The following is a 25111-nucleotide window of genomic DNA, read 5'->3' on the forward strand; positions in this document are numbered from 1 at the left end:
TAAAACTTGCTTATTATATTTTTTGTCGTTATAGCTGTATTGACTCAGGCGCTGATAATAGCATCAATGTTGCTAATTGATTACCATCTATCGCTTTAATCGCATGCTGAGTCAGTAACGCGTCGATATCCGCCAAGAACACCATCAAGTCTTGCTTTGACATTTGCATACTCACGGCGGCAAGTTGCTGATTAATGTCATCTGCACTGTGCAACCATTGATCTTTTTTACCTGCCCTATTGCTAAGTAAACTTGACTCAAATAACGAGCACATCTTTGATTGCCAATTCTCTGCACCGATCAATACACATTGGCTTTGATGATAAAACAATAACCAAGGCAGTGCTTTATTCTCACTATATGTTGTGCCAACAGATTCGGTTAATGCCTCATTTAAATGAGTAACAACATCTAGGCAATAAGGCAAAGATGTCGAATGTGTTGCGACATCGTTAGCGATATCTGTGGTGTTTTGACTTATTTTCTCAGAAATACTTGGTACGTTTAAGGTTTGAGGCGAATACCTATTTTCTGACAGCTGATAGGGTTGTTTGGGCGCTTTTACCTGATGGCTTTTGCTTGAATGAATGGTCGTTGATGTGTTTGGCATTACAGTAGCGAATGCGTTATCGATAGACAGATTGCTATCTACTATCTGACTATTACCTAGTATTTGAATAGCATTAGTATTAGCAGAACTGATCGTCTCTGAAGTCACTACCGTCTTAAGTTTTGCCCGAATCGCATGGCTTACATGCGCCATAATATTATTAAGCGGACTTATTTTAATACGCTGTTTAGATGGATGCACATTGATATTGAGCCACTGAGTGGGCAAGTCAAAATAAAGCGCATAGCCAATACCCACCAACTGAGCAGTTTGGGCAAGTTGGCGTAGCTGATTGCTTATCAATGCTTCTTTTACCAGTCTGCCATTCACATAGATTAACTTTGGTAAGGTATCCTGCGAATCAGTGATAGGCCATAACCAACCATTAACACTTGCTTGATCGCCAAAGCCATTATTAACATATTCTCTGGATGGTTGCATTAAACTGGTGAGGTCTATCGCTATTTCTAACGCCTTTTTGGTTAACGACAACCCAGTCGCTTGCTCAAGACGTGCCAATGGCAAAGGATTGACATTATTATTGCCATTAGCATTTGTAGAAACAGCACTTAAAGACTTTGAATTTGAAAGCCTTGTAGTTGAAGACATTGTACTTAAAGACATTGTACTTAAAGACATCACACTTGAAGAAAGTGACAAGCGTTTTTTATTATCATGAAAGAGCGTCAGTGCCACATCTGCTCGCGCCAAAGCCACTTCGCGCACAATCGTTTCGGTATGACCGAACTCCGTCGCAATAGATTTCAAATTGCCACGGCGTGCTGGTACGTTAAAATATAAATCTTTAACCGTAATGGTCGTACCACGATGATGCACAACTGGCATGAGCTTTGGCGCATCATCTAACACACCAGCGACTTGCAACTGGCGACCGATGCCACTGTCATCATGGCTACTGGTTAAAGTCAGCCGAGATACTGCCGCCGTCGCTGCTAGTGCTTCCCCGCGAAAACCCAACGTCGTAATACCGTGTAAGTTAGCGACATCCGCGACTTTACTGGTTGCATGACGGGTAATTGCCATGACCATATCATCAGGATGAATACCCACGCCATTGTCGATCACTTCAATCATACCCATGCCGCCTTGGGTAATATGTATCTCAATATTGGTCGCACCAGCGTCGATGGCATTTTCTAGCAGCTCTTTGACTACGACTGCTGGGCGTGTCACTACCTCACCCGCTGCCAATTGATTAATAAGCAGCGGCGATAGTTTTTTGATGCGAGTATAAGAATGATTGTCTGGCATTTGCGGCATTAAGAGGTATCGTTGTTTTACGTGATGATAAGTAGTACTGGCAGATATTGATGACTTATATTAGGGTCTGTTAAATATTCAAATGTATAATTAAATCTTAACAGAGGATAAATCCAAGCCTTGCGCTTGTCCAGCCTTCGATAGCCGCAGCTCAACTTGACGAGACTCATTATCCTTATCAGTGCTAGTAGCTTGCGTCATATCAATAAACAAAGTAGGCGGCGGTAAATAGCTGTCCGCACGGCTGGCCCATTCAATGATAACCAACGCGTTTGGCTCATCCAAATACTCATCAAAACCGATAAAAGACAGCTCTTCTGGGTCTTGCAGACGATACAAATCTGCGTGGTAAACTGGCTTGACTGAGCCGTCTTTTTGCTCGATGCTATAAGGCTCAACCAAAGTATAAGTTGGGCTTTTGACGGCACCTGCATGCCCGAGCGCCTGCAACCAATAGCGAGTCAGAGTCGTTTTACCTGCCCCTAAATCACCTGCCAACCAGACACTACCTGTCAAGGGCAAAGCTACCAATTGCGCAGCCAAACGCTGAGTATCAGCTTCTGTATACAGTGTCAGCGTCTTAGCATTTTTGTCCTCTGTTGTACTATTAGGCATCAGGCTTACCTGCCTGCACTTGCGTCTGTACCTGCATAGTCACCGTTGGGTTGATAAAGCTTTCACCGCGGATCAATTTGGCATATAGCTCAGGGTCGTGCCACTCGGCACTGACTTGATCGCTAAACTCAAACGCTTCTAGATGAAGCTTACCCATTTGCTCATTCGCCACATCATCAGCAAAGCACTGCGCGTAACCAGTAGCGGTTTCGTGTGCAATCACCGAATAAACGCTGACATCAGATTCACCGTTTTGCATTTGGGTTTGTTTTAAAATTTCTTGCGCCCAAAAGAATATCACGCGTGAAAACTGCTCTGCCGATGGCGATACTGGCAAGCTTATCCAGCGCGCACTGAATTTTTTACAGGCAGCGACATACTCAGGGTCGTCTTTATTCCAAAAACAAATCGCGTGATCAAAGCTATCGATAATGTCCTTGATAGACGACTTTAATAAGCCAAAATCATAGACCATTTGCCCATGATCCAAGCGCTTAGCCTCAAGAATCAGCTCAATCTGATAACTATGACCATGGATAGAGTGTTTGCAGCGCTCAGAGCTACAATTACGCACAATATGTGCATTTTCAAATTTAAAAAGTTTACGGATACGCATAACAATCAACCAAAACAGTAAGCATTTTTATGCTAAATATGAATATTATAAAAGTTTGCCGCGACGACTTATCGGCTTGTGGCTTATTATAGCAAATCGTGATGACTCCGTAAGTAAGCACTTATTAATAGCAGTATTGACTAAATAAATCCATGGCATCGAAAATCTACTTATACAACCCATTTATCAGATAAATTTTTAGAAGGAGCATCAAACAAGGGATGCATACAGGATTGACTCAAATCGTAGGTGAATTGTGCTAGCGCTATCTATTCCGAGACCTTAAGCATATACTCATTGCAGTACGCACTATTTGCGTCATCAGCATTAATCTAACCTTCAAGCTATTTACACCGGCTTAAAAGGTATTACGGCTTATCTCAAGAGGAAAAAACCATGAGTAAAGGTCAAGACAGTAAAAAGAACGTAAAAAAGAAACCGCTATTAACGGCAAAAGAGAAAAAAGCCGCCAAACAATCTAAGAAAGACGACAACGGCAGTATCTTAGGTAAACATTAATATTTAGTGCATCATTGTGCCATTTAAAAAATGCCAATCGAACCTCACGGTTTGATTGGCATTTTTTATGCTAGGTGCGGTCTTTATGCTAAGCACCGCGCGGCGCAAACATGATAATTGCCATGCCTAATAACGCAACCGCAGAACCTACTATATCCCACGTGGTCGGCCTGATACCATTCACCGCCCACAACCATAAAATAGCCATCGAAATATACACGCCGCCATAAGCCGCATAGACTCTACCAGCTGCAGCAGGATGTAAAGATAACAGCCAAACGAAAGCGACCAAACTTAGTACGCCAGGGACAAGCAGCCAAATAGACTTACCTTCTCGCAGCCATAGATAAGGCAAATAGCAGCCCGCTATCTCTGCTAATGCGGTCAGTGCAAACAGTCCAACGGCTTTTAATTCAGTCAAAACCATCTACTCCTAAACGGTGATAAAACCTGTCATATACTGAACGGCATGACCAGAGATAATGACTCTATCGCCAGCGACCACACAGTCTAGAACCCCGCTGCGACGTGATGCTTGATAAGCGACCAAGTGATTTTTACCCAAACGCTCAGCCCATAATGGTGCTAAAGCAGTATGAGCCGAGCCTGTCACTGGGTCTTCATCGCCACCATTGGCTGGCCAAAAATAACGTGAAATAAAATCATAATCTTTGTAGTCAGCAGACTTAGCCTGACAAGTCACCACCACATCTAAAGGCGCAAGCTGTTTTAGCTGCTCGTTATCGCGCGCTACTGTTAATACGTCGGACTCAGCATTATAAATCACAAAATAGGCTTGAGCATTTTTATAGACTTCAACGGGTGCAATAGATAGTCCTGCAAGCAAGCTATCAGGAATACTGTCAACTTTCTCAGGCTTAGTATTAGGAAAATCCATTTGTATCTTGCCATCGTCTGTTTGCACGATGGTCAATACACCAACCGCTTTGGCTGAAAATTTAATACAGTTTAAATGAGGGTTTTTGTTAAATAACACAAAGGCAGATGCTAGCGTTGCATGTCCACAAAATGCAATCTCAGTGAAGGGCGAAAACCAGCGGATATGATAAATACCGTCATCGTCAAGAACCATAAAAGCTGTCTCGGATAAGTTGTTTTCAAAAGCAATAGACTGCATTAAATTATCAGAAAGCCAATCTTCTGTAATAACGACTGCCGCTGAATTGCCTTTAAAAACGGTATCCGTAAAAGCATCAACGACATTTATTTCTAGCTGCATTTTATGTTCTCGCTTTATTTTTATAGATCTATGGTTTTATAGATCTATGGTTTTATAGATCTATGGTTTTATAGCTTTATGAATTTTATGGTGTTACTGGCAATATCAATCAACAATAAATAGCTTAGCGCCTATCTTCGTTGACGAACGATGGGCAATCGTACTGTCCGCCACTTGATAAGTCATACCCGCTGTTAAAGTGAAAGTGCGACCATCTTTTAGTTCGGTGTTCAGCTCGCCCTCAACACAGAATAAAATATGTCCTTTATCGCACCAGTGATCGGCAAGGTAGCCTGCGGAGTACTTAACCATATGCACATTGATATTGTTAAATTCGCAAGTCTTCCAATACCCCGTGCCCGTTTCACCTCTGTTTTCTACCGCTTCTACTGTCGTCCAATCGGTAATAGCAAAAGGTATATTTTTCATTTCCATAACGTCATCTCCCTGATTTTATTGTTCATTCATTTATCATAAAATCTTTACTTACTATACCTCAAATCCAGCGCCGCACTTTATTTAGATAATCTTGATAAGTTTTGCCAAATTTCTGTGCCATCATCCGCTCTTCTGGCTGGATTTGAAAGCGCGTCATATAAAGTATAAAAATAGGCAATAATACAAACGCCAGAAAGTGAGAAAGATAGAACGCCCAGCCTAATAATATAAGCACCAAACCCACATACATCGGATTGCGGCTATACTGATATACGCCGCTGGTCACTAAACTAGAGACCTTCTCTAACGCTTGCGGATTGGGCGTGGTCTGAGCTATTCTAAATTGAGTCACACCCATGATACCTAAGCTCAGACCCATCACACCCAAACCCACTGCCAGTGCAGTTGAGCCGTTGAGTGAAAACGTCAAAGCAGGAACCATTTTAGAGACACCATACATAGCAGCGGCGGTAATAATCACTTGGGCGACTGGAGGGACTTTAAGTGCTAGAGCGTTCATGATAAGACCTCATAGAGCGTTAAATGAAAAACCTTAACAGTGAGTGCTCATTATACCTGCTCACTATTTTCGTTTTAATTTTTACTTTTAGCCCTTGACTATTTAAACCGTCAAAAAATAATTGTTTTCACCTTTTAGATGTCGCTATCGTTTATTTTTATTCTTTGCTCGCTAACCATATCACTGTATTTATACGGTTAACTGGGATTGTTATTTATCAAAATAACGCCATTTATGTAAAGTAAAAACATATATAAAAATATAATACCTCATAGAGTATTATGTCTTAAAGTTGTATTTAAATTTAAATGAGGAAACTGGCATCATGATGCGTATCGGATTGTTCTTATTAACCAACTTAGCGGTGATTGTGGTATTTAGCATCGTGTTTGGTATTTTATCCAGATTTTTTGGAATTGGTGGCGTACATGGCGCAGGCGGGCTAAATTACACCAGCCTTGCCATTATGTGCGGCGTGTACGGCATGGTTGGTTCGATGGTATCACTATTTATCTCGAAGTGGATGGCCAAAAGATCAACGGGAACGGTGGTTATTGAAACGCCAAGCAATGCCACTGAAAAATGGCTGGTAGATACGGTCGCCAGACAAGCGCGAGCGGTAAATATTGGCATGCCAGAAGTGGGGATTTTTAATAATTCTCAGCCAAACGCGTTTGCCACAGGCTGGAATAAAAACAAAGCGTTAGTCGCTGTTTCATCTGGCTTACTGCAAAGCATGACACCCGATGAAGTAGAAGCGGTATTGGCGCATGAAATTGGTCACGTGGCAAACGGTGATATGGTCACCCTTGCGCTCATTCAAGGCGTAGTGAATGCCTTTGTGATGTTCTTTGCGCGTATTATTGGTAGCTTCGTCGATCGGACGGTGTTTAAAAACACCAGTGATAGCCCAGGTATTGGTTACTTCATCACAAGTATTGTGATGGATATTTTACTTGGATTTTTGGCATCTGCCATCGTAATGTGGTTCTCACGTCTACGCGAATTCCGTGCGGATCAGATGGGTGCAAAGCTTGCTAGCAAAGACAAAATGATTAGTGCGCTTGATGCTTTACGTCCTTCTGAGCAGCGTCCAGATCAAATGCCTGAGAGTATGAAAGCATTTGCTATTTCATCAGGACAATCTACAGGCTTTAGTATCGCAAACCTTTTCCGCTCGCATCCAACGCTTGATGATCGTATTGCAGCATTGAGAAATTATAACCCTAGTGAGGGGTAATGACAGGATCAGCTCCCCTACTTCCTCGTAAGATTAACGTAAAAACCCAGACATAAAAAAAGCCTATCTATAAAAGATAGGCTTTTCTAAATCAAACTCGTTATTTAAATATCAAACGCTAACGCTCTGTCGCCTTCGCTATCTTTGATACGCGTTGGCAAACCAATCTTATTCAATAGATTGATAAATGGCTTGGCATCCAACTCTTCGACGTTGACCATCTTGCCAGCATCCCACTCACCAGTTGCGACCAGAATCGCAGCAGCGACGGGTGGTACGCCTGCGGTATAAGAGATACCTTGGCTACCAACTTCGTTATAAGCGTCTTTATGATCTGAGATATTGTAAATAAATACCTCGCTATCGACGCCGTTGATTTTGCCTTTGACTTTGTCACCGATGCAGGTCTTGCCCGTATAGTTCGGTGCAAGAGAACTTGGGTCTGGCAGTACCGCTTTGACCACTTTTAACGGAATTACTTCTTGCCCTTCAGCAGTCATCACTGGCTGCTCAGAGAGTAGACCCAAACTTTGTAGCACAGTGAATACATTAATATAATGCTCACCAAAGCCCATCCAAAAACGGATATTTGGTACGTCTAAATTGGCGGATAACGAATGCACTTCATCATGACCACTTAAGTAACTGTTTTGCACGCCGACCACTGGTAAATCGTCGGTACGCTTGACTTCGAACATTTTATTAGACTGCCACTTGCTGTCTTGCCAAGAGTAAACCGTACCAGTGAATTCACGGAAGTTAATCTCAGGATCGAAGTTAGTAGCGAAGTATTTGCCGTGGCTGCCAGCATTGATATCAATGATATCAATATCCGTCACCGAACCTGCATCCATCATGTCATAGCCAAGACGCGCATAGGCGTTGACCATACCGGGGTCAAATCCTGCGCCCAAAATCGCCGTGACATTATTGTCCGCACAGCGCTGTTTGCGCTGCCATTCATAGTTGTCATACCATGGCGGCGTCTCACAAATCTTGCGTGGATCTTCGTGAATGGCGGTATCGATATAAGCAACACCTGTCTCGATACAAGCTTCCAATACCGTCATATTGATAAATGCCGAACCGACATTGATGACGATTTGGATACCCGACTCTTGAATCAGCTGTATCAGCGCCTGAGTATCCATAGCATCCACTTGGTGCGTATGCAATACCGCAGGCTGCTTGAAGCTATTCTTATCTTTCACGCTTTGGGCGATGGCATCACATTTATCTTGCGTGCGCGAGGCAATATGAATCTCGCCAAGGATGTCGTTATACATCGCACATTTATGCGCGACCACTTGAGCGACACCGCCGGCTCCGATGATGAGTACGTCTTTTTTGCTAGATTTGGCTTGTTGGTTTGTGTTCAATGAACAATCCTCCTTTGTGTCTCTGTCGATACCATCGATAGTGGCGAGTCAAAACAGAAACGAGTGAATGATATGCGTGAATTAAAAAGGAAGACCGAGGAAAACCCACGCACCCGTCGGGCAAAGCACCATTTGATTGTTGGCTTTTGCCCGTGGCGATTATAACAATTTTTATGAAGTCATCGGTAAAAATAATGTATAAAAAACAGACGAGTTAAAGTCATCTAAAAACAGACTTAAGCCTTTGTTTTCTAAAAATTAAATCAATTTACCGATACAACTAAATTAAGACAAGCTGGCTTTGTAATCTTGATAATCAAATTCGCGCTGCACATCTATCCTGCCATCTAGACGACGAATCACAATCGCGGGCATATTAACACCATTGAACCAGTTCTTTTTCACCATGGTATAACCTGCGGCATTACCAAAGGTTACGGTATCACCTATTTTTAGGTTATTTGGCAAGGCATACTCACCAAAGATATCACCCGCCAAACAAGAACGACCATAAACAATCGTATTATCAGCTGACTTAGCATTCTGGCTGATGGGTGCGATATTGGTAGGGTCGATATCAAGAGAGGCAATATTCATTAAATCACTATTCACAGCCGCTATCGGCGCTGACTCACGGTAAATTAACAAATCAAGCATGTGCGCTTCAATGGATGAATCTACTACAGCGAGATTTTTTTCATTGTGCATAGTATCTAAGACGGTCGTGACCAATGACCCAGCACCATGGATACTTGCCTCACCCGGTTCAAGATAAACTTGCACCCCATATTTTTCACTAAAGCCTTTTAACCTGTCTGCCAGTTTTTCTAGTGGATAATCAGGCGCGATAAAATGAATGCCACCGCCCAAACTCACCCACTCAAGCTGCGCCAACACCTCACCAAATCTGTCTTCGATATCGGCTAAACTGGCACTAAAGGCTTCAAAGCTGTCATTTTCGCAGTTGTTATGAATCATCACCCCAGTAATGTCATCAAGTACCGCTGCAATTTTGTTTTTATCATGTTCACCCAAACGACTAAAAGGACGCGCAGGATCAGCGATAATAAATGACGAGTTGCTGGTTTTCGGGTTTAAGCGCAGTCCCACTGGTATATTTTTTGCCGCCGCTTGACCTTTAAAAGCATTTAACTGTGAGATAGAGTTAAAGATAATTTTATCAGCATAGCTCAATACTTCATCGATCTCATCAGCGCTATAGGCGACGCTGTAAGCATGAGTTTCTTTTTTATTATCACTGTCTTTACCTTTACCAAAAGTCTCGTAGCCCAAACGCACTTCATTGAGTGACGATGACGTTGTGCCGTGCAAATAAGGCTGCATCACATCAAACACGCCCCAAGTGGCAAAGCATTTGAGCGCCAATAATGCTTTAGCGCCTGATAGCTCACACAGCCGCGAGATAATCTGCATATTGGCAACGATTGCCGCTTCATCGAGCAAATAATAAGGCGTGGGCGGTAGAGATGATTGGGTAATGTTTAGCGAAGTTTTTGCATTCATAAGAGGTTACCTAATAGCTGCTGTTGGCATCATGACAGACATAAATATTTGCGCTATAGTAGACTAAATTCATCATAATTAGAATATCTTATGTCACTATCAACCGATTATTCCACTGCTACTAGCCAAGCTTATTCATCGCAGCTCGACCCAAAAAACATTCATTTAGAACATCTTGATGCTAATGCGCGTGCAGTACTGGAGTTTTGGTTCGACAAAGACAATGAGCAATATTGGTTTGCGCAAAATGATGACTTTGATACGCAGATAAAGGATAAATTCGGTGACATCTGGCAAGCGGCAAAGCAAGGTGAATGCGTGATATGGCGTATCGCAGAAGCGCCGACGGATAGCAATAGCTCAATCACGGCGTTGGCAGGCAGACTAGCAGAAATTATTGTCTTAGATCAGTTTTCGCGTAATTTATGTCGCGGGCAAGCAGGCGCTTTTGCACAAGATAGTATGGCTATCGCATTGGCACAAGAGGCTATTGGACAACCACACTTTGATACATTACCGACTGAATGGCGCAAGTTTATCATCATGCCATTTATGCATTCAGAGTCATTGGTGATCCATAAGCGCTACTTACCATTGTTTGAAAAATTACATGATGACAATACGCTGGATTTCGAAAATCGTCATAAAGATATCATTGAGCAATTCGGTCGCTATCCGCATCGCAATGACATTTTAGATCGTGAGTCAACGGATGAAGAAGAAGCCTTCTTGCAACAACCGAACTCGTCATTTTAGCGCTTATATATTTATATGATTGATTGCAATATAGCTACTTCAACTCAAAAGAAGTGTGAATTGCAAGGCAACCAAGTATAGGCATATATATATTTCAAGCGAGATGAACGCTGAAATTTTTTATAGTGCAATGGATTGACTATGATAATCAAGCAAGGGCTGAATCAGATAACTGGTTCAGCCCTTGCTTGATTTTACTTACTCTTTAGATACTTTCGTTCAGATTGGTGCTTTTATTCAGATTAAGAACACGTCTTAGTTCACCTAATTATTAGTTCACTATCCCTGTCGTAAAGGTAAAGCTCTCACGCTCGATAGTTTTATTATCCACTAAAATATCAAAGCTGACACGGTAGTCACTGTTGCCATGTAAACCACAGTTTTTGCCTTTTTTACTGGCAATCTGGCAGCTTTTTAAATTATCAGTGATTGGTAATATAAAAGCTTCGTTTGCTGGTAGTGCATTTGCCGTATTTTTATAGGGATCTTGGCGATAGTCTAGCAGCTCAATCGGTACATCGATATTTCGCTGGATATCATGGAATATCACATTGCTGATATCAATCGTTTGAGCGGATGGCATATTGATATAAATGGGTTGCCCGATAGGATCCACTCGCAAGTCACGACCTGTATGCTTGACAGGATCTGGCGTCTCATTATATAGCGCGGTTACTGTATCCGTCACGCCTTCACATGGATAAGTGAATACGCCTTTAACCGTATTATCTTTAGTCGCTTGGGTCGCTGCTGCATGGTTGACCAATACATAACCTTGGTTATTCGCCGCCTCTTTATTGTATGGCTTATAGATAACCACGCCAGTACCCGTCACGCTTGCACTAGGCATCATTAATGAACGCAAATGGTAAGGCGCTGCCAGCAAGGACTTTGCCATCGAGCCTGCCACAACATCCGAGCGAATAAGATTGCCTACTGAACTATAGTGAATAGATTGGGCGATATTCTCAGTCACACCATATCGTACATTTGGGTAATTTGCGTTTGATAAACGATCGGTAAAACTTAAGCCACCAAAAAATGGATTATTGCTACTGGTAACGCCCGAAATATCTGCAATCTTATTTTCGTAATGCGCACTGAATGCGGTCGGTGAGCTATTGGCAAAGACGTATTTAATATAATTTGCATGTTTAATGGCAACATCATCAAGCGCGGTATCAACAGATAAGCCGCTCAGACCACAGCTGGTACGTGCCAAACTGAACTTATTGTTGGCAATTAATGCAGCCTTTACCTCATTAGTAGCAGTACTGCTATCAGGTTGGTCGCCAACATTATCGCTTGAATTGTCACTTGTATTACCACTGGGCTGCTCGTTTGGCTCGATAGCAGGTGGGTTCGGGCTTGGCGCATTGGTATTAGAGCTGCTATCAGAGCCACCACCGCCCCCACCACAAGCTGTTAGAAACACTGTCAAAAAAAGCACTGCAGCAAGATTTTTCTGTGGCGTACTTATTAATAGCGTACTGAGCGTCATTTTTTATCCTATAGAATAATAGCGCGTATATAAGTCAATAAATGCCAGCGTTAAATATGCGGACATAAGCTAAGTAGACTTAAGCTGCTAATATCACAGTATTGAATTTATTTGTAATGGCATTGTAATACAGTCCAAAAATTTTTACTTGGTGTTTCTTGAAGACTGATACGTTCATTATAGACTGTCTTATTTTTAGTCATGACTATTTCCACTTAGGCTATTTTAAAGAAGCACGCTCAGCTTAACGTTTATTTTTAAGTGCTTTCTTCTTAAGTGATTTGTTCTTAAATGGCTTTCTCTAATGACTTTCTGACTGGTGCAAAACTACGTCTATGCGCAGATAATACGCCGTATTTTTCGATTGCCTCTACGTGTGCGCGTGTTGGATAGCCTTTATGTTTGGCGATACCGTATTCTGGATGCTCGGCATCAAGCGCATACATGGCTTTGTCACGGCTGACTTTAGCTAATATACTGGCGGCAGCAATGCTGGTATGACGCGCATCGCCCTTTACCCATGCTTGGCAATCGATAATCGATTTTTCTATACCCAGTTCAGCGAGCATTGCCTCATTTAATTCAGGGCAGCGATTACCATCGAACAAAACTTCGACCTGCCTCATAGAGTTGACAAGAGGATGAGCAATGGCTTTTAACAATACTTCGGTACATAAGCGCATACCGAGCATCGTCGCTTGCAAGATATTGACTTGATCGATGACCGCTGCTGGGATCTCGGCGACAACATAACCAATAGCATGCTGCTGAACCAACGGATAAAGACGGTCACGCTTCTTTTCACTCAGCTGCTTGGAGTCGGTCAAGATAGATAATGGCGTGTCCTTTAATGGCTGCATCTCAATCAATCCTGACCAAGTTTTAGGCAATATCGCAGCAGCCACATTGACGCTACCGAGCAACGGCCCACGTCCTGCTTCATCAACGCCCATTTGTAGCGTTGACTGCTGCAAGCCTTGCTCCACCTCGATCCGATACTGAGCAAGTAGCGCATCAATATCTACCTGACCCGATAAACGAATAGGCTCAACCAGCTGCAGATATTGACCTTTGATATCAATTTGCTCAATACTTATTTCAATCGGGGTGACAAAATTGTCGGTTTGGTACTGGTTACTCATAGGGGCGTGGTATCTTTGTTATTAGGTATCATTGTGATTAATAGAAGAAGAAATGATCGCAATCAATAATGGCTTAAATCCAATGTTTCGCTTGGATAAACCATTGCTCAATCACACTATTAGCGGGATCATGATTACTCTGCTGTTGTAATAAGTGCTTGGTGGCGACGAGATCTTTTAATTGCTCAGCATAGGCACGCGGTTGCAGTAGCCGCATGACCGTACGACAGATATTATCACCACTCGCCTGCTCTTGAATCAGCTCAGGAACGATTGCAGTATCAGCCAAAATGTTGGGCAGCGCCACATAAGGCACTTTGACCAAGCGTTTGGCAATCTGATAGGTGAGCTTATTTAATTGATAAACCACCACCATCGGTCGCTCTAATAGCATCGCCTCTAGGGTTGCAGTGCCAGATGCCAGCATCACAATATCTGAGGCTGCCATCGCGTGCTGACTAAAGGCTGGCTGGCTATCATCATAGACCACCACGATGGCAGCACGTAGTTGCTCTGAGCGCTGATCAATAACATCTTGGACGATGTATTGGTGATTCTGGTCGACGGTCGGAATGATAAAGCACAGCTTGGGGTCAAGCAATATCAACTTTTGAATACCATCTAACATCAATGGCAAAATAGCCGTGATTTCACCGCGCCGAGAGCCTGGCATCACACAAATAAGCTGGCTGACATCGTCAAATCGTTCAATAAAAAACTGCTGCAAGCCATCGTTGTGCCAAACCAGCTCACTACGGCGCTGATTGATCGGTGTCTCTAATAATGTTTGATCGATCGTACGCAACAGCGGATGACCAACACATATTGCTGGATGATTATGACGCTCATAAACGGACAGCTCAAAGGGGAACAAACACAACACAAGGTCGGTCGCTGCTTTAATATTATGAATACGTGACTCACGCCATGCCCAAATAGAAGGGCTCACATACTGCACGCAGAATACGCCTTGCGGTTTTAACTTTTTAGCCACTCTAAGATTAAAATCAGGCGCATCAATGCCAATAAACCAATTAATATCAGCGGCTTTAAATGCGCTCAATAATTCACGGCGAGCTTTAAGTAGGTCAGGTAATTGCGCCATGACTTCTACCAAACCCATTACTGCCAAACGCTCCAACGGAAAAATGCTTTGCAGCCCTTGCGCTTGCATCTTTGTACCACCGACGCCGACCCATACAATATCACCACGTAGATTATTCATCTGCTGCATGAAGTCTGCGCCCAAGCTATCCCCTGACACCTCACCTGCGACGATACCGATGACCAATGGCACAGTCTGTAATTCAGCACTTCGAATTTCAGTCTCTGTTTGGTCTATAAAGTTATGATATTGATCAGGCGTAGCAGAATCTGTCATGACAAGCTCTCGATATTAAAAAATACAATAAATGCATATAAAATAAATGAATGATTATTATAAAATACGACGCATAAAATCTGCGCGAAAGCTCTGTGATACCTAAGCATTCGCCATACTCACTATTTTATCGTCATACCTTTTATATTGTCATCATACGTGACGATGATACAAATAGCTAAATTAGCTGATAAAAGCCAGAAATAACTACTTAACGGGTTAATTCGTTTTTCTATACGGACAGATAAATTGAGTAACAATCTTGCTTGTTGAAGCGCTCATATACGATTAACGCTGAACAAGTATAACTAAGTTTTGGTTTCCTCATTCCAGTTATCAGTCAATTAACTGCGCGACTGCCCTTGTCAACCAACACTTTTGTCCGCATAATGAAACTCCCTATAAATCAGCTAGACGATATATAACCATGACAACATCAGTTACCCATAATGCAGATATTGACGACGTGAATATTGAAAAGTTCATTCCTTTGATCACTCCCGCTGAGCTAAAAACTGAGCTACCTTTATCAGATGCAGCCTATAAAACCGTATTAAACGGTCGTAATACCATCCAAAACATCTTGGATGGTAAAGACAAGCGCCTCTTTGTGGTTATCGGCCCCTGCTCTATTCATGATATCAAAGCCGCTCACGAATATGCCGATCGTTTGGCCATATTAGCAAAAGAAATCGAAGATAGCGTGTTCGTTGTGATGCGCGTATATTTTGAAAAGCCGCGCACAACCGTTGGCTGGAAAGGCATGATTAATGACCCTGATATGAATGACAGCTTCGACATTGAAAAAGGTCTGCGTACTGCCCGTAAGCTACTGCTCGATTTGAATGAAAAAGGTCTGCCTTGCGCTACCGAAGCACTAGACCCGAATACCCCGCAGTACATGCAGGATTTGATCAGCTGGTCAGCGATTGGCGCACGTACCACTGAGAGCCAAACGCATCGTGAAATGAGTTCAGGCTTATCATGCCCAGTAGGCTTCAAGAATGGAACAGATGGCGGCATGACAGTCGCTGTTAACGCAATGCAAGCCGTAAAAGAAGGTCATAGCTTCTTGGGTTTATCAGCAGATGGCAAAGTCTCAATCATCAAGTCTAAAGGCAACCCTTACGCGCACGTGGTACTCCGCGGTGGTAACGGCAAGCCCAACTATGACGAAACTGCGGTTGCGCAAGTGGAAAACGAGCTAGCAAAAGGCAAAACCAATAGTAAGATTATGATTGACTCAAGCCATGCCAACTCAGGTAAAGACCCGTATCTACAACCAATGGTCATTCAAAACGTTGCTGAACAAATTCAAAACGGCAATAAATCTATCATCGGTATGATGATTGAGAGCCATCTAAAGGGCGGCAATCAGAAACTGACCGCTGACTTAAGTCAGCTCGAATATGGCAAGTCTATCACTGACGGTTGCTTAGATTGGGACAGTACGGTCACTGCCCTGTATAATCTACGTGATATGGTCAAAGACGTTTTGCCTAACCGTTAATATTGACAGTCCCTCATCACGATAAAGATCACTCTATCTTGATAAGTTGCTCAGCAAAAAGCCCGTCCGATATTATTATCGGACGGGCTTTTTCTTATAAAATAATTTAGTTTATTGTTATAGAGTCATTTAATTTACCCTACTCGCTCGCTGATCCTAAAACACTGTTTAGACTTTCAAGTACATGCTTAGAAGAAGCCTGCTTTTGCAACTCAATCAACCGCTCATGCGCCATTTGACGACGTGGCTCCGCCAAGGTATTCCAACGCGCTAGCACTTGCAATAAGCGCGACGCCAAAACAGGATTGGCATCATCCAACTTTTTAATCACACCAATATAAAGCTCCAACCCTTCTGCTGTCCATAAAGCCGTTGGCTGCGAGGTAAAGGCACTGACCACTGAGCGTACACGATTGGGCGTATTCCAATCAAAATCTGCGTGAGCAATCAAGGATTGGATAGTATCAGCGGTCACAGTATCAGCAGACGCTTGCACACTAAACCATAAATCGATGACCAAATCATTATTTTGGAAGCGATTATAAAAGTCTGCTAAATACTTATCAGCATTTAGCAGTTGATGATTGACCATCGCTTTCAACGCACCGAAACGCTCCGTCATACAGCTTGCATCATCATACTGCTGCTGCGCCCATTCATCTGCGCCATCGACATTTGCGGTCAGCGCCATATCGAGCACCACATTACGCAAGGCACGGGTGCCACGAGCCTCGGCACTATCTTCATAAGACTGCATAGGTAGCTGCTCATAAAGCTCAGCCCATTGATCTTTTAGCGCCTCTGCAAGCTGCTGATACAAGTCGTCGCGCTGCGCTTTCACCAATGCTGGATCGTAACCTTTATGAATAGCAGACGCCAGCTCTTGCGCTGATGGAATATCAAGCAAGCGGGCAGCCAACATCGCATCTTCAGCCGCGAGCACAGGCAATGTCTGCGCTAGTGCTTGCAGATAGATATCAGGACTGCTCTTCTCGCCTTGACCTTGCAGCAAGATACGATTGACCAGCATCTGCGTCACTTGCCAGCGGTTAAAACCATTGGTTTCATGTTTGAGCAAAAATGCCAAATCTGCATCTTGATAATCATAATTGAGCTGTACTGGCGCACTAAAATCACGTAGCAAGGATACTACAGGCTCACGCGCTATATGTTCGAAGGTAAAGGTTTGCGTGGCTTGATCGAGTAGCAGCATACGCTCAGCCACAATGTCACCAGTGTCTTTATCAAATAGCACAGTCGCGACCGGAATAGGCAATGGTTTTGGCGCAGCAAAGCCACTGACATGACGGGTTTGCTGACTTAACGTAATCGTCAGTGTCTGCGCTGCATGGTTATAATGTTGATGACCAGACACCATTGGTGTGCCCGGCTGACGATACCAGTCGATAAAGCTTTCAATCTTGCTATCAGTGATGCTAAGCGCAGATAAAAAGTCCTCAACCGTCACCGCTTGCCCATCATAACGACGGAAATACTCATCCGTGCCTTTACGAAAGTTCTCGGCTCCCAAAGTATTGGCAATCATGCGTACGATTTCAGCGCCTTTCTCATAAACAGTCGTCGTATAAAAATTATTAATCTCGACGAAACTCTCAGGGCGTACTGGGTGTGCCAGTGGTCCTGCATCCTCCGCAAACTGATGAGCACGCAAGGTCGCCACATCGTCGATACGCTGTACGGCACTCGACTGCTGATCCGCTGAGAATGATTGATCGCGGTAAACAGTAAAACCTTCCTTCAAACACAACTGGAACCAATCACGGCAAGTGATGCGATTGCCTGTCCAGTTATGAAAATACTCATGGGCAATGATGGCTTTCACACTAAAGCTACGCGCATCCGTTGTCGTCTCAGGACTGGATAACACACAAGCGGTATTAAACATATTCAGACCTTTGTTTTCCATTGCGCCCATATTAAATTGACTCACGGCAACAATCATATAGCGATCTAAATCGTAGGCGCGACCATAATTGACCTCATCCCATTTCATCGAATCTTTCAACGCTTGCATACCGACATCACATTTATCAATGTCAGCAGACTTTGCGTATATTTCCAGCAACACCTCACGACCTTCGCTGGTGGTATAAGAATCCGTCAATACGTCTAAATCAGCGACAACGCAGGCAAATAGATAGCTTGGTTTATTGGTTGGATCATGCCATATCGCATAGTGACGGTCTGGGGCATCTGCCACTTCACCCTCTTCAACCAAGTTACCATTGGCCAATAGTGTTGGATAACGCTTATCCGCCTCAAGACGCGTGGTAAATATCGCCAATACATCGGGGCGGTCTGGATAAAAGGTAATTTTACGAAAGCCTTCGGGCTCGCACTGGGTGACAAACATCGTCTCATCACCACTGCCCGCCATATAGAACCCTTCAAGTGCGGTATTGGTCTGCGGACAGATGCGTACTTGAATCTCTAAAACAACTGCATCAGGTGCATTATTAATAGTCAACGTACCTGCTTGTTGTTGATAATCCTCAGCCATCAATGGCTTACCATTCATCGTAATGGCGATCAGCTCCAACTCCTCACCGAATAATACGAGATCTCCTGCTGTTTGACGTACCATCTTCAGAGTGCTGTCTACCTGTGCATGATTTTCGAACAGTTTAATATCTAAATCAACCGTTTCCACATCAAAGCTAGGTTTCTGGTAATCTTTTAAATTAATTTTACTTGGGGCATGCGGTGGCACATCTGGCATATCAGGATTAATAATTTGAGCATCAGTTTCAGCAATAGACATGGGTATTCCTATTATTATTTGTGGCAAAAAATATATACGGTAAAAAGCGGGATAATTTAGGTTAAGGCAGGTCATCAGTTAGCATAATTTTATGACCATTAACATGATAATGGTATCTTGCTACATTGACCTAAACTGCCAAATTTCAAGAGCAGGTCGCAATTTTATTATGTCCATCGTCCATGACACTTATCAAAATGCGATGGCAATGAGAGAGTCGATATATCAAAAGAATGAGAGAGTCGACATATTAAAAGAGCGGCATAATCAGCATCAATCACCCATTGGATAATCGCGATTAAAATGATTTAATAGGGTCACTGATGACCAACACTCGATAAACGGCCTATTATATGATAAAGCAAATTGCCAGTCGCTCAGACATTACGTTACCATTACTGATAGATTATATTGAGGCTCTTTTGCCCTCACTAACCATACAAGCGAACGCATCCACAACGATTGAATCTACTAATAATGACACTGAGTTGCTGTGGGTCGTCCCAGATCAAAATGCGCGGTTAGCATTAAAGACACTGCTAAAAAATACCCGCTCACCACAAATATCGACATTATTAGAGCTCAATCAACGACAATTACCTGAACGTTATGAGCTCGCCTGTTTTTGGTTGCCCACACTCTCACCAGAGTTTCTGCAGCAGTATATTCCGCTGCTCATGCGCTATCGAGATCTTTATGCGGCACACCTGCTCATCGCCCTTGATGACACCCTAGATCTAAAAGCTTATGGCTTTACCCCATTTGATATCTTGAATGAACCATCTTTAGAGATGAATACTACTGAGCAAACAGAGCAGCCTTTATCTGCAAAGTCATCAGCGTCTGCCAGACTTTGGCAGTTCAATTTATATGATTATAAACAGCTGCCAAATTGGTTAAATGCGGATTATTGGGCCAATCCTGAAAATTGGGGCAAGCACCGCTGGTAGTGGATCTCATATCTATCTGTAAATTCTAGCATTATTTACAGTAATACTACTTACATAAAGTAACATTTAGTATATGATAGATAGCAATTGCCTAAGTTTTATCGTAAGCAGTTCAAAAAAAACAATTTTAATTAATTAAAATTTTAGGAGCTCATTATGTCAACCAGTTTTTCTAAGATCGCAGTCCTCGCTGTATTATCAAGCGCTGTGGCACTAACCACAGGTTGTGCGACCAAACGTGCTACTTCTGAAGTCGTGGTTGCCCCACTAGGTATCCCAGGTGGTCAAGTTGGATACACTGGCGCAGTCATCGTAGATAACTCAAGCGCGGTTATTATGGGCGCAGAAAACCTACAGGCAGTTGTTTACTTTGCTTTTGATAGCAGCGAAATTACTTCACAAGCAGCGAGCATTCTTAATCAACATGCCAGCTTGCTCAACTCAAATCCAGCAGCCAGCGTTGTTATCGCAGGTAATACTGATGAACGCGGTAGCCGTGAATACAACATGGCACTAGGTGAGCGCCGTGCTGCTGCAGCACGTGATTACCTTGCTACTCAAGGCGTCGCAGTAAACAATATCCGCATCATCAGTTATGGTGAAGAGCGCCCTGCTGCCGCTGGTAATACTGAAGAAGCTTACGCACTAAATCGCCGTGCTGAATTGTCTTACTAACACCAGTAAAACCAATCACAGTCGATAAAGCTCAACATATTTTATAATTGAAAGCCCAGCAATAATATATCGCTGGGCTTTTTGCATATTACTAAGCGAACGAATCCAATAGATATAATCAATGATGCCAAGCTCTATCTTAAACCTGACCCATGTACAATATACCCAGCTCGATCCTGCAACGTGGTGCGCCACTGCACAAGTAAGCGAGTGTTCATCCCTCAACTTTAAAAGACTGTGGGATGAATTACTGTGGTCATCCGCGAACAATATATCACAGGTAGATTTTCAGAAAATTTACGAGCTTAATTGGCATTACTGCCTGTCACCAGTAAGTTTATCAATGCGTGAAATGGCGCAGCATCAACGTCACATACAACGTAAAGGCGTTCGATTATTGCTACAACAATTACTGGATGAGCTAAAGTTGTGCGATACTTTGGATGAGTCAAATTTCCCGTACCGGCTTAGCAGCAGTGAATATTACGTATGCTTTAGTCATACAGGCAACAAGAATCATGATACTAATCAAAATACTGTTCAGACAATCAATAAATCATTGAACAGTAAAGTAACAGTGGTCATTAGTCGTCACCGTCCCATTGGTATTGATATTGAAACCAATCATGTAGCATGGCACGTAGCGCAGCGGTTTTATTCTGAGCATGAAATGGCTGCTTTACAAGCATTATCCCCACTTCAGCGTAAGATTATCGCTAAATTACTGTGGCAAATAAAAGAAAGTTTTATCAAAATTCATCAATACAAACTGGCACAAGGGTTAGGAGTAGATTACTCCTACCTGATTGCTGATTTGATTCATGCTATTAGAGAACCGTCATCTTTAATGGTCATAGCAGACATTAAGTCCGATTACCGTATCGCGGTATTGTCAGCGCAACAAACCATCGTTATTTTCTAGACCATTTACACCTGTTATTAATTCTAACAACTACCCTTTCATAGACAAAAAAACGACCCTAAAAAGGGTCGTTTTTTCTTGCTCTTCTTCTAATAACAGTACTTAAACTGTGATTAGATTAGAAACGGTAAGTTGCACCAAGCTTAACAATTGGCATCCACTCAAGATAGTCTTTACGTTCTAATTCTTTTTGTGCTGCAGCGGCAACTTCCTCACGTGTGGTAGTACCTGTAACAGTACCATTTTCAGCTGTAAAATCAACGGAGTTATCAACATCTGAGCCAACTGCGCGTACTGTTGCATTTGTTTTACCCATGTAAGCTGCACCAATCTCACCAAACAAACCGAAGTTGTTAGTGATGTTAGGACGGAAACCAATAGTACCATAAGGAGCTATCTTGTTACGATGCTCAATAGTACCTGATAAGGTACCCGTTTGAGCTGCATTATAACTGATATCATTAATCTCGAAAAAATTACCTTTTGCATTAGCGGTTACGTCGATATCGTTGTCAGGTACGATGATACCAGCACCCATCGTGAACCAGTTACCAGTAGGGCGCAATTGTACACCTAGATACGGGTTACTAAAGTCTGCATCTTTAATATCATATTCAATATCGTTTACATCAATGTCGCCGAATAGATCAGAAACATCACCACCAGCCCAACCAGCTTGTAGTTCAGTTTTCTCATTTAGTGACCAACCGATGTTAGCACCATAACCTAGTGTACCAACTTCAGCGCTAACAGAAGCTGGGTTGATAGCAGTTTGGAAGAAAGTCTTAGTACCACCAACAACAGCACCAGTAGTGTTGCGAACAATACCAGCGTCAGCATTGTATGCATAAGCAACAGGCTCAGCTTCATATGCAACAGCAACAGGCTCAGCTTCGTAAACAACTGCATCGTTACCATCAACAACGATAACAGGTTCAGCAGCTAGTGCAGCAGTTGACGCTAAAACGGCAGCAGAAATTGCTGTTAATTTAATAAGTCTCATAAATACTCTCCTAAAGTGTGGAATAAGTCGCCCATAAAAAATGACAATTTAGCTTTTTTTAAATCGATCATTTTGTTGAGCAGATTAAAACAATTTTGGCCGGAAAAGTCACCCCTCTAGGAGCGCTTTTTATTTGCCGTTATGTAAAGATTGCATAGATATTGTAATAATTACTACACCAATCCGCAAAACTTCGTCTTTCTGTTACACAATGCTCTTAAAGTAACTCAGCAGCGCAAACATGAATATTGGTTAGCTTAATCTTCATGTAAGGATATTACAAAATATGTCATTATAATGACCTACCTCTTTATTTAACTCAATGACAGTTATATAGCTTATTACTACAGTTTGTTGTATTTTGTGAGTTGGTGTAGTAATTATTGCTTTTAGAAAACTTTTCAGAAAAATAAAGCATTAGCATAAATTTTCAATATTGTATGACTGTGTAACGTTAGTATGGATGCATTTAGTATTGGCATATAAAGTAACTAGATCTTGTCTAAGCTTGATATTATGCTAAATTAGAGGATAGGAAAATTTGTCGCAAGGCTGCGTATTTACTGTTATCTATTAATGCCTTGTTGTGCTTCCTACTGTATTCTTTTTATTCTTATTGAGCCACTCATATGCCTAAAGTATCGTCGATTACCCGTGTGTTAGAGATTATCGAGGCGGTGTCTTATGCCTCAAAACCGCTCTCACCACTTGAGCTATCGCAAGAGCTTGATATTCCAAAGCCGACCATTCATCGATTGATTCAAAATCTGCTCGATGAAGGGTTTGTGACTGTGGATATTGGCGGCGGCATTATACCGGGCAAGCGGGTACGCAACTTGGGTGTTGAGCTTTGGCAGCAGCGATTGTTCTTTAATGAGCGACAAATGATTTTGCAAAAGCTGGTTGATGAGCTAAAAGAGACTTGCGGGATCGGTGTGCCTTATCAGATGAACATGATCTATACCAACCGTGCAAATACGACCTTGCCGATACAGATTTATTTGCCAGTGGGCGCAAAGTCGCCAATGTGGTGTACAGCGACTGGTAAGCTATATTTAAGTCAGTTGCCGCGCACAAGCCGCGACAAAATACTGCAAAACCTGTCATTGGATAAGTTTACCAAAAATACGATTACCGATATCGATGCGCTAAACGCTGAGCTTGATCGTATCGCTGAAACAGGTATTGGTATCGATAATGAAGAGTTTATCTCTGAGATGGTGGCAATCGCCGTACCGATACGGGATAGAAAGTCGCGCTACCTTGCTTCGCTATATCTTCATGCACCGACCATACGAGTGTCTTTAGATGATCTCTTAACCCATGTCCCACAACTGCAAAAAGCAGCGAAAGATATTCAGTCGCTCGTCTATGAGCTGCCAAGTTAAATGCCTTGATATAAACCAAAAATAAGTCCAAAAAAAGGTCTGCACTATTATGATAATGTAGACCTTTTTTAGTTATGCTTTTTTTAAAATCTTAAGTCAATACTGAGCTGTCGTGACGCGCCATAATGCTCGAGAAATCTCTATCGCCGTTCTCGATTGCATGCGCTTCATATAGCTCTGTCGCTTTGGCTCCCATCGGCGTCTCTACCTGAGTATCTTCAGCGGTCTGCATGGCAAGGTTAAGATCCTTTTGCATGAGCTTACTCATAAAGCCGCCTTGGTAGCCATTGCTAGAAGGGACATTTTCCATCACTTGCGGATAAGGATTGTATACCTCTAGTGTCCAGTTACGACCTGAGCTTTGTAGCATGATATCCGATAGCACTTTTGGATCGAGACCGTTTTTGACGCCCAGATTAATCGCTTCTGCCGTTCCTGCCATCAAAATTCCAAGCAGCATATTATTACAGATTTTTGCCACTTGTCCTGCGCCATGCTCGCCTGCATGAAAGATATTTTTGCCCATCACAGCCAGTATCGGCTCAGCTTTGGCAAAGGCATCAGTGCTGCCACCGACTATAAAGGTTAACGTACCAGCGATAGCACCGCCCGTACCACCAGAGACTGGGGCATCTAAGAAGTCTATGCCAAGCTTGCTTGCCGCCTCCGCCACTGTTCTTGCATCAGCCGCTGCAATGGTACTGCTATCAATGACTAAAGTACCTTTCGGTAACTCTGCAAGTAGACCGTCAGCGCCATTATCTCCTAGATAGACTGAATGGACGTGCTTGCCAGCAGGCAACATACTGATAACGACCTGTGCATGACGTGCAGCGTCTTTAGGACTATCTGCTACATTAGCACCCGCTTGTTGCAAGCGCGTGGTCGCCTCTGCGGATAAATCATAAACCGATAACGTATAACCTGCTTTTAAAAAGTTCTCTGCCATCGGTGCGCCCATATTACCAAGCCCAATAAAGGCGATATTTGGCTTAGTAGTATCGCTACTGGTGACATTCACATCCTTTGTATTCATCTCATCATTCCTTGATGGTTAAGTATTGATCATGCGTGCAGGCATTGCTACACATATAGCTGTAAACTATTTAATTGAGTGTA

The 25111-nt window shown here is 42.7% G+C and carries 23 protein-coding genes; 8 read left to right on the forward strand and 15 right to left on the reverse strand.

The window, feature by feature from the left end; translation table 11 throughout:
• Positions 1-28: 28 nt before the first annotated feature.
• From mutL to C8D84_RS03270, 3 genes are all read right to left on the reverse strand, one after another.
• Complete coding sequence (mutL, locus tag C8D84_RS03260) at positions 29-1891, reverse strand: DNA mismatch repair endonuclease MutL (protein WP_228244441.1); 1863 nt, start codon at positions 1889-1891, stop codon at positions 29-31.
• Positions 1892-1981: 90 nt separating this feature from the next.
• On the reverse strand, positions 1982-2506 hold the full coding sequence (gene tsaE, locus C8D84_RS03265) for a tRNA (adenosine(37)-N6)-threonylcarbamoyltransferase complex ATPase subunit type 1 TsaE (RefSeq protein ID WP_109590016.1): 525 nt from the start codon (positions 2504-2506) through the stop codon (positions 1982-1984).
• Positions 2499-3122: a 6-pyruvoyl trahydropterin synthase family protein gene (locus C8D84_RS03270; protein ID WP_055124932.1), complete on the reverse strand. Its 624-nt coding sequence runs from the start codon at positions 3120-3122 to the stop codon at positions 2499-2501. Before C8D84_RS03270 ends, tsaE begins: the two co-directional genes overlap by 8 nt.
• A 396-nt stretch (positions 3123-3518) precedes the next feature.
• Here C8D84_RS03270 and C8D84_RS13950 point away from each other — a divergent pair, with 396 nt between their 5' ends.
• Positions 3519-3641: a hypothetical protein gene (locus tag C8D84_RS13950; RefSeq protein ID WP_020443648.1), complete on the forward strand. Its 123-nt coding sequence runs from the start codon at positions 3519-3521 to the stop codon at positions 3639-3641.
• A gap of 88 nt (positions 3642-3729) precedes the next feature.
• Here C8D84_RS13950 and C8D84_RS03275 read toward each other — a convergent pair whose 3' ends face one another.
• The 4 genes from C8D84_RS03275 to C8D84_RS03290 all read right to left on the reverse strand — a co-directional run bounded on the left by C8D84_RS03275 (position 3730) and on the right by C8D84_RS03290 (position 5839).
• The gene (locus tag C8D84_RS03275; RefSeq protein ID WP_109590093.1) at positions 3730-4062 is read right to left on the reverse strand and encodes a YnfA family protein; all 333 of its coding nucleotides are present in this window, start codon (positions 4060-4062) and stop codon (positions 3730-3732) included.
• Positions 4063-4074: 12 nt separating this feature from the next.
• Positions 4075-4881, reverse strand: coding sequence for a PhzF family phenazine biosynthesis protein (locus C8D84_RS03280; RefSeq protein ID WP_109590018.1), 807 nt, complete (start codon positions 4879-4881; stop codon positions 4075-4077).
• Between the two features lie 105 nt (positions 4882-4986).
• The gene (locus tag C8D84_RS03285; protein WP_109590020.1) at positions 4987-5316 is read right to left on the reverse strand and encodes a DHCW motif cupin fold protein; all 330 of its coding nucleotides are present in this window, start codon (positions 5314-5316) and stop codon (positions 4987-4989) included.
• Positions 5317-5377: 61 nt separating this feature from the next.
• The gene (locus C8D84_RS03290) at positions 5378-5839 is read right to left on the reverse strand and encodes a methyltransferase family protein (protein ID WP_109590022.1); all 462 of its coding nucleotides are present in this window, start codon (positions 5837-5839) and stop codon (positions 5378-5380) included.
• Between the two features lie 325 nt (positions 5840-6164).
• On the opposite strand from C8D84_RS03290, the gene htpX reads away from it, so the two are divergent.
• Entirely contained in the window at positions 6165-7079 is a 915-nt protein-coding gene (gene htpX / locus C8D84_RS03295; protein WP_055124936.1) for a protease HtpX, read from the forward strand.
• Positions 7080-7183: 104 nt separating this feature from the next.
• Here htpX and C8D84_RS03300 read toward each other — a convergent pair whose 3' ends face one another.
• Positions 7184-8458, reverse strand: coding sequence for a saccharopine dehydrogenase family protein (locus C8D84_RS03300; protein ID WP_109590024.1), 1275 nt, complete (start codon positions 8456-8458; stop codon positions 7184-7186).
• A 285-nt stretch (positions 8459-8743) separates the two neighbouring features.
• A complete protein-coding gene (locus tag C8D84_RS03305; protein WP_109590026.1) occupies positions 8744-9982 on the reverse strand; it encodes a carboxynorspermidine decarboxylase in 1239 nt (412 codons plus the stop codon).
• A 90-nt stretch (positions 9983-10072) separates the two neighbouring features.
• Between C8D84_RS03305 and C8D84_RS03310 the strand changes: the two genes are divergently transcribed.
• Positions 10073-10738, forward strand: a complete 666-nt coding sequence (locus C8D84_RS03310) for a DUF924 family protein (protein WP_109590028.1) — start codon at positions 10073-10075, stop codon at positions 10736-10738.
• A 271-nt stretch (positions 10739-11009) separates the two neighbouring features.
• Here the strand turns inward: C8D84_RS03310 and C8D84_RS03315 are convergent, their stop codons facing one another.
• The 3 genes from C8D84_RS03315 to lpxB all read right to left on the reverse strand — a co-directional run bounded on the left by C8D84_RS03315 (position 11010) and on the right by lpxB (position 14762).
• Positions 11010-12239, reverse strand: a complete 1230-nt coding sequence (locus C8D84_RS03315; RefSeq protein WP_087815914.1) for a CAP domain-containing protein — start codon at positions 12237-12239, stop codon at positions 11010-11012.
• 287 nt (positions 12240-12526) lie between these two features.
• Positions 12527-13381: a ribonuclease HII gene (locus C8D84_RS03320; protein ID WP_087815912.1), complete on the reverse strand. Its 855-nt coding sequence runs from the start codon at positions 13379-13381 to the stop codon at positions 12527-12529.
• Between the two features lie 73 nt (positions 13382-13454).
• The gene (lpxB, locus tag C8D84_RS03325) at positions 13455-14762 is read right to left on the reverse strand and encodes a lipid-A-disaccharide synthase (protein ID WP_109590030.1); all 1308 of its coding nucleotides are present in this window, start codon (positions 14760-14762) and stop codon (positions 13455-13457) included.
• 427 nt (positions 14763-15189) lie between these two features.
• On the opposite strand from lpxB, the gene C8D84_RS03330 reads away from it, so the two are divergent.
• The gene (locus tag C8D84_RS03330; RefSeq protein WP_045446373.1) at positions 15190-16272 is read left to right on the forward strand and encodes a 3-deoxy-7-phosphoheptulonate synthase; all 1083 of its coding nucleotides are present in this window, start codon (positions 15190-15192) and stop codon (positions 16270-16272) included.
• A 139-nt stretch (positions 16273-16411) separates the two neighbouring features.
• Here the strand turns inward: C8D84_RS03330 and pepN are convergent, their stop codons facing one another.
• The gene (gene pepN, locus C8D84_RS03335) at positions 16412-19012 is read right to left on the reverse strand and encodes an aminopeptidase N (protein ID WP_170108264.1); all 2601 of its coding nucleotides are present in this window, start codon (positions 19010-19012) and stop codon (positions 16412-16414) included.
• A gap of 395 nt (positions 19013-19407) precedes the next feature.
• Here pepN and C8D84_RS03340 point away from each other — a divergent pair, with 395 nt between their 5' ends.
• The 3 genes from C8D84_RS03340 to C8D84_RS03350 all read left to right on the forward strand — a co-directional run bounded on the left by C8D84_RS03340 (position 19408) and on the right by C8D84_RS03350 (position 21601).
• The gene (locus C8D84_RS03340) at positions 19408-20004 is read left to right on the forward strand and encodes a DUF6231 family protein (protein WP_109590033.1); all 597 of its coding nucleotides are present in this window, start codon (positions 19408-19410) and stop codon (positions 20002-20004) included.
• A gap of 156 nt (positions 20005-20160) precedes the next feature.
• On the forward strand, positions 20161-20679 hold the full coding sequence (gene pal, locus C8D84_RS03345) for a peptidoglycan-associated lipoprotein Pal (protein ID WP_109590035.1): 519 nt from the start codon (positions 20161-20163) through the stop codon (positions 20677-20679).
• Positions 20680-20800: 121 nt separating this feature from the next.
• A complete protein-coding gene (locus C8D84_RS03350; RefSeq protein ID WP_109590037.1) occupies positions 20801-21601 on the forward strand; it encodes a 4'-phosphopantetheinyl transferase family protein in 801 nt (266 codons plus the stop codon).
• A gap of 118 nt (positions 21602-21719) precedes the next feature.
• Here C8D84_RS03350 and C8D84_RS03355 read toward each other — a convergent pair whose 3' ends face one another.
• Positions 21720-22604 carry a hypothetical protein gene (locus C8D84_RS03355; RefSeq protein WP_109590039.1) on the reverse strand — a complete coding sequence of 295 codons (885 nt, stop codon included), beginning with the start codon at positions 22602-22604 and terminating at the stop codon, positions 21720-21722.
• A gap of 629 nt (positions 22605-23233) precedes the next feature.
• On the opposite strand from C8D84_RS03355, the gene C8D84_RS03360 reads away from it, so the two are divergent.
• Positions 23234-23992: an IclR family transcriptional regulator gene (locus C8D84_RS03360; RefSeq protein WP_087815900.1), complete on the forward strand. Its 759-nt coding sequence runs from the start codon at positions 23234-23236 to the stop codon at positions 23990-23992.
• A gap of 91 nt (positions 23993-24083) precedes the next feature.
• Here C8D84_RS03360 and mmsB read toward each other — a convergent pair whose 3' ends face one another.
• Complete coding sequence (gene mmsB, locus C8D84_RS03365) at positions 24084-25028, reverse strand: 3-hydroxyisobutyrate dehydrogenase (RefSeq protein WP_109590041.1); 945 nt, start codon at positions 25026-25028, stop codon at positions 24084-24086.
• Positions 25029-25111: the final 83 nt, after the last annotated feature.

It is taken from the genome of Psychrobacter immobilis, assembly GCF_003148585.1.
Taxonomy (GTDB): domain Bacteria; phylum Pseudomonadota; class Gammaproteobacteria; order Pseudomonadales; family Moraxellaceae; genus Psychrobacter; species Psychrobacter immobilis.

What these genes read in the sequence shown, in the direction of transcription:
- mutL (WP_228244441.1), bottom strand. Translation starts at nt 1,891, where the DNA reads ATGCCGCAAATGCCAGACAATCATTCTTATACTCGCATCAAAAAACTA.
- C8D84_RS13950 (WP_020443648.1), top strand. Translation starts at nt 3,519, where the DNA reads ATGAGTAAAGGTCAAGACAGTAAAAAGAACGTAAAAAAGAAACCGCTA.
- C8D84_RS03285 (WP_109590020.1), bottom strand. Translation starts at nt 5,316, where the DNA reads ATGGAAATGAAAAATATACCTTTTGCTATTACCGATTGGACGACAGTA.
- C8D84_RS03320 (WP_087815912.1), bottom strand. Translation starts at nt 13,381, where the DNA reads ATGAGTAACCAGTACCAAACCGACAATTTTGTCACCCCGATTGAAATA.
- C8D84_RS03270 (WP_055124932.1), bottom strand. Translation starts at nt 3,122, where the DNA reads ATGCGTATCCGTAAACTTTTTAAATTTGAAAATGCACATATTGTGCGT.
- C8D84_RS03340 (WP_109590033.1), top strand. Translation starts at nt 19,408, where the DNA reads ATGATAAAGCAAATTGCCAGTCGCTCAGACATTACGTTACCATTACTG.
- C8D84_RS03360 (WP_087815900.1), top strand. Translation starts at nt 23,234, where the DNA reads ATGCCTAAAGTATCGTCGATTACCCGTGTGTTAGAGATTATCGAGGCG.
- C8D84_RS03280 (WP_109590018.1), bottom strand. Translation starts at nt 4,881, where the DNA reads ATGCAGCTAGAAATAAATGTCGTTGATGCTTTTACGGATACCGTTTTT.
- mmsB (WP_109590041.1), bottom strand. Translation starts at nt 25,028, where the DNA reads ATGAATACAAAGGATGTGAATGTCACCAGTAGCGATACTACTAAGCCA.
- htpX (WP_055124936.1), top strand. Translation starts at nt 6,165, where the DNA reads ATGATGCGTATCGGATTGTTCTTATTAACCAACTTAGCGGTGATTGTG.
- tsaE (WP_109590016.1), bottom strand. Translation starts at nt 2,506, where the DNA reads ATGCCTAATAGTACAACAGAGGACAAAAATGCTAAGACGCTGACACTG.
- pepN (WP_170108264.1), bottom strand. Translation starts at nt 19,012, where the DNA reads ATGCCAGATGTGCCACCGCATGCCCCAAGTAAAATTAATTTAAAAGAT.
- C8D84_RS03350 (WP_109590037.1), top strand. Translation starts at nt 20,801, where the DNA reads ATGATGCCAAGCTCTATCTTAAACCTGACCCATGTACAATATACCCAG.
- C8D84_RS03305 (WP_109590026.1), bottom strand. Translation starts at nt 9,982, where the DNA reads ATGAATGCAAAAACTTCGCTAAACATTACCCAATCATCTCTACCGCCC.
- C8D84_RS03290 (WP_109590022.1), bottom strand. Translation starts at nt 5,839, where the DNA reads ATGAACGCTCTAGCACTTAAAGTCCCTCCAGTCGCCCAAGTGATTATT.
- C8D84_RS03315 (WP_087815914.1), bottom strand. Translation starts at nt 12,239, where the DNA reads ATGACGCTCAGTACGCTATTAATAAGTACGCCACAGAAAAATCTTGCT.
- C8D84_RS03310 (WP_109590028.1), top strand. Translation starts at nt 10,073, where the DNA reads ATGTCACTATCAACCGATTATTCCACTGCTACTAGCCAAGCTTATTCA.
- pal (WP_109590035.1), top strand. Translation starts at nt 20,161, where the DNA reads ATGTCAACCAGTTTTTCTAAGATCGCAGTCCTCGCTGTATTATCAAGC.
- lpxB (WP_109590030.1), bottom strand. Translation starts at nt 14,762, where the DNA reads ATGACAGATTCTGCTACGCCTGATCAATATCATAACTTTATAGACCAA.
- C8D84_RS03355 (WP_109590039.1), bottom strand. Translation starts at nt 22,604, where the DNA reads ATGAGACTTATTAAATTAACAGCAATTTCTGCTGCCGTTTTAGCGTCA.
- C8D84_RS03330 (WP_045446373.1), top strand. Translation starts at nt 15,190, where the DNA reads ATGACAACATCAGTTACCCATAATGCAGATATTGACGACGTGAATATT.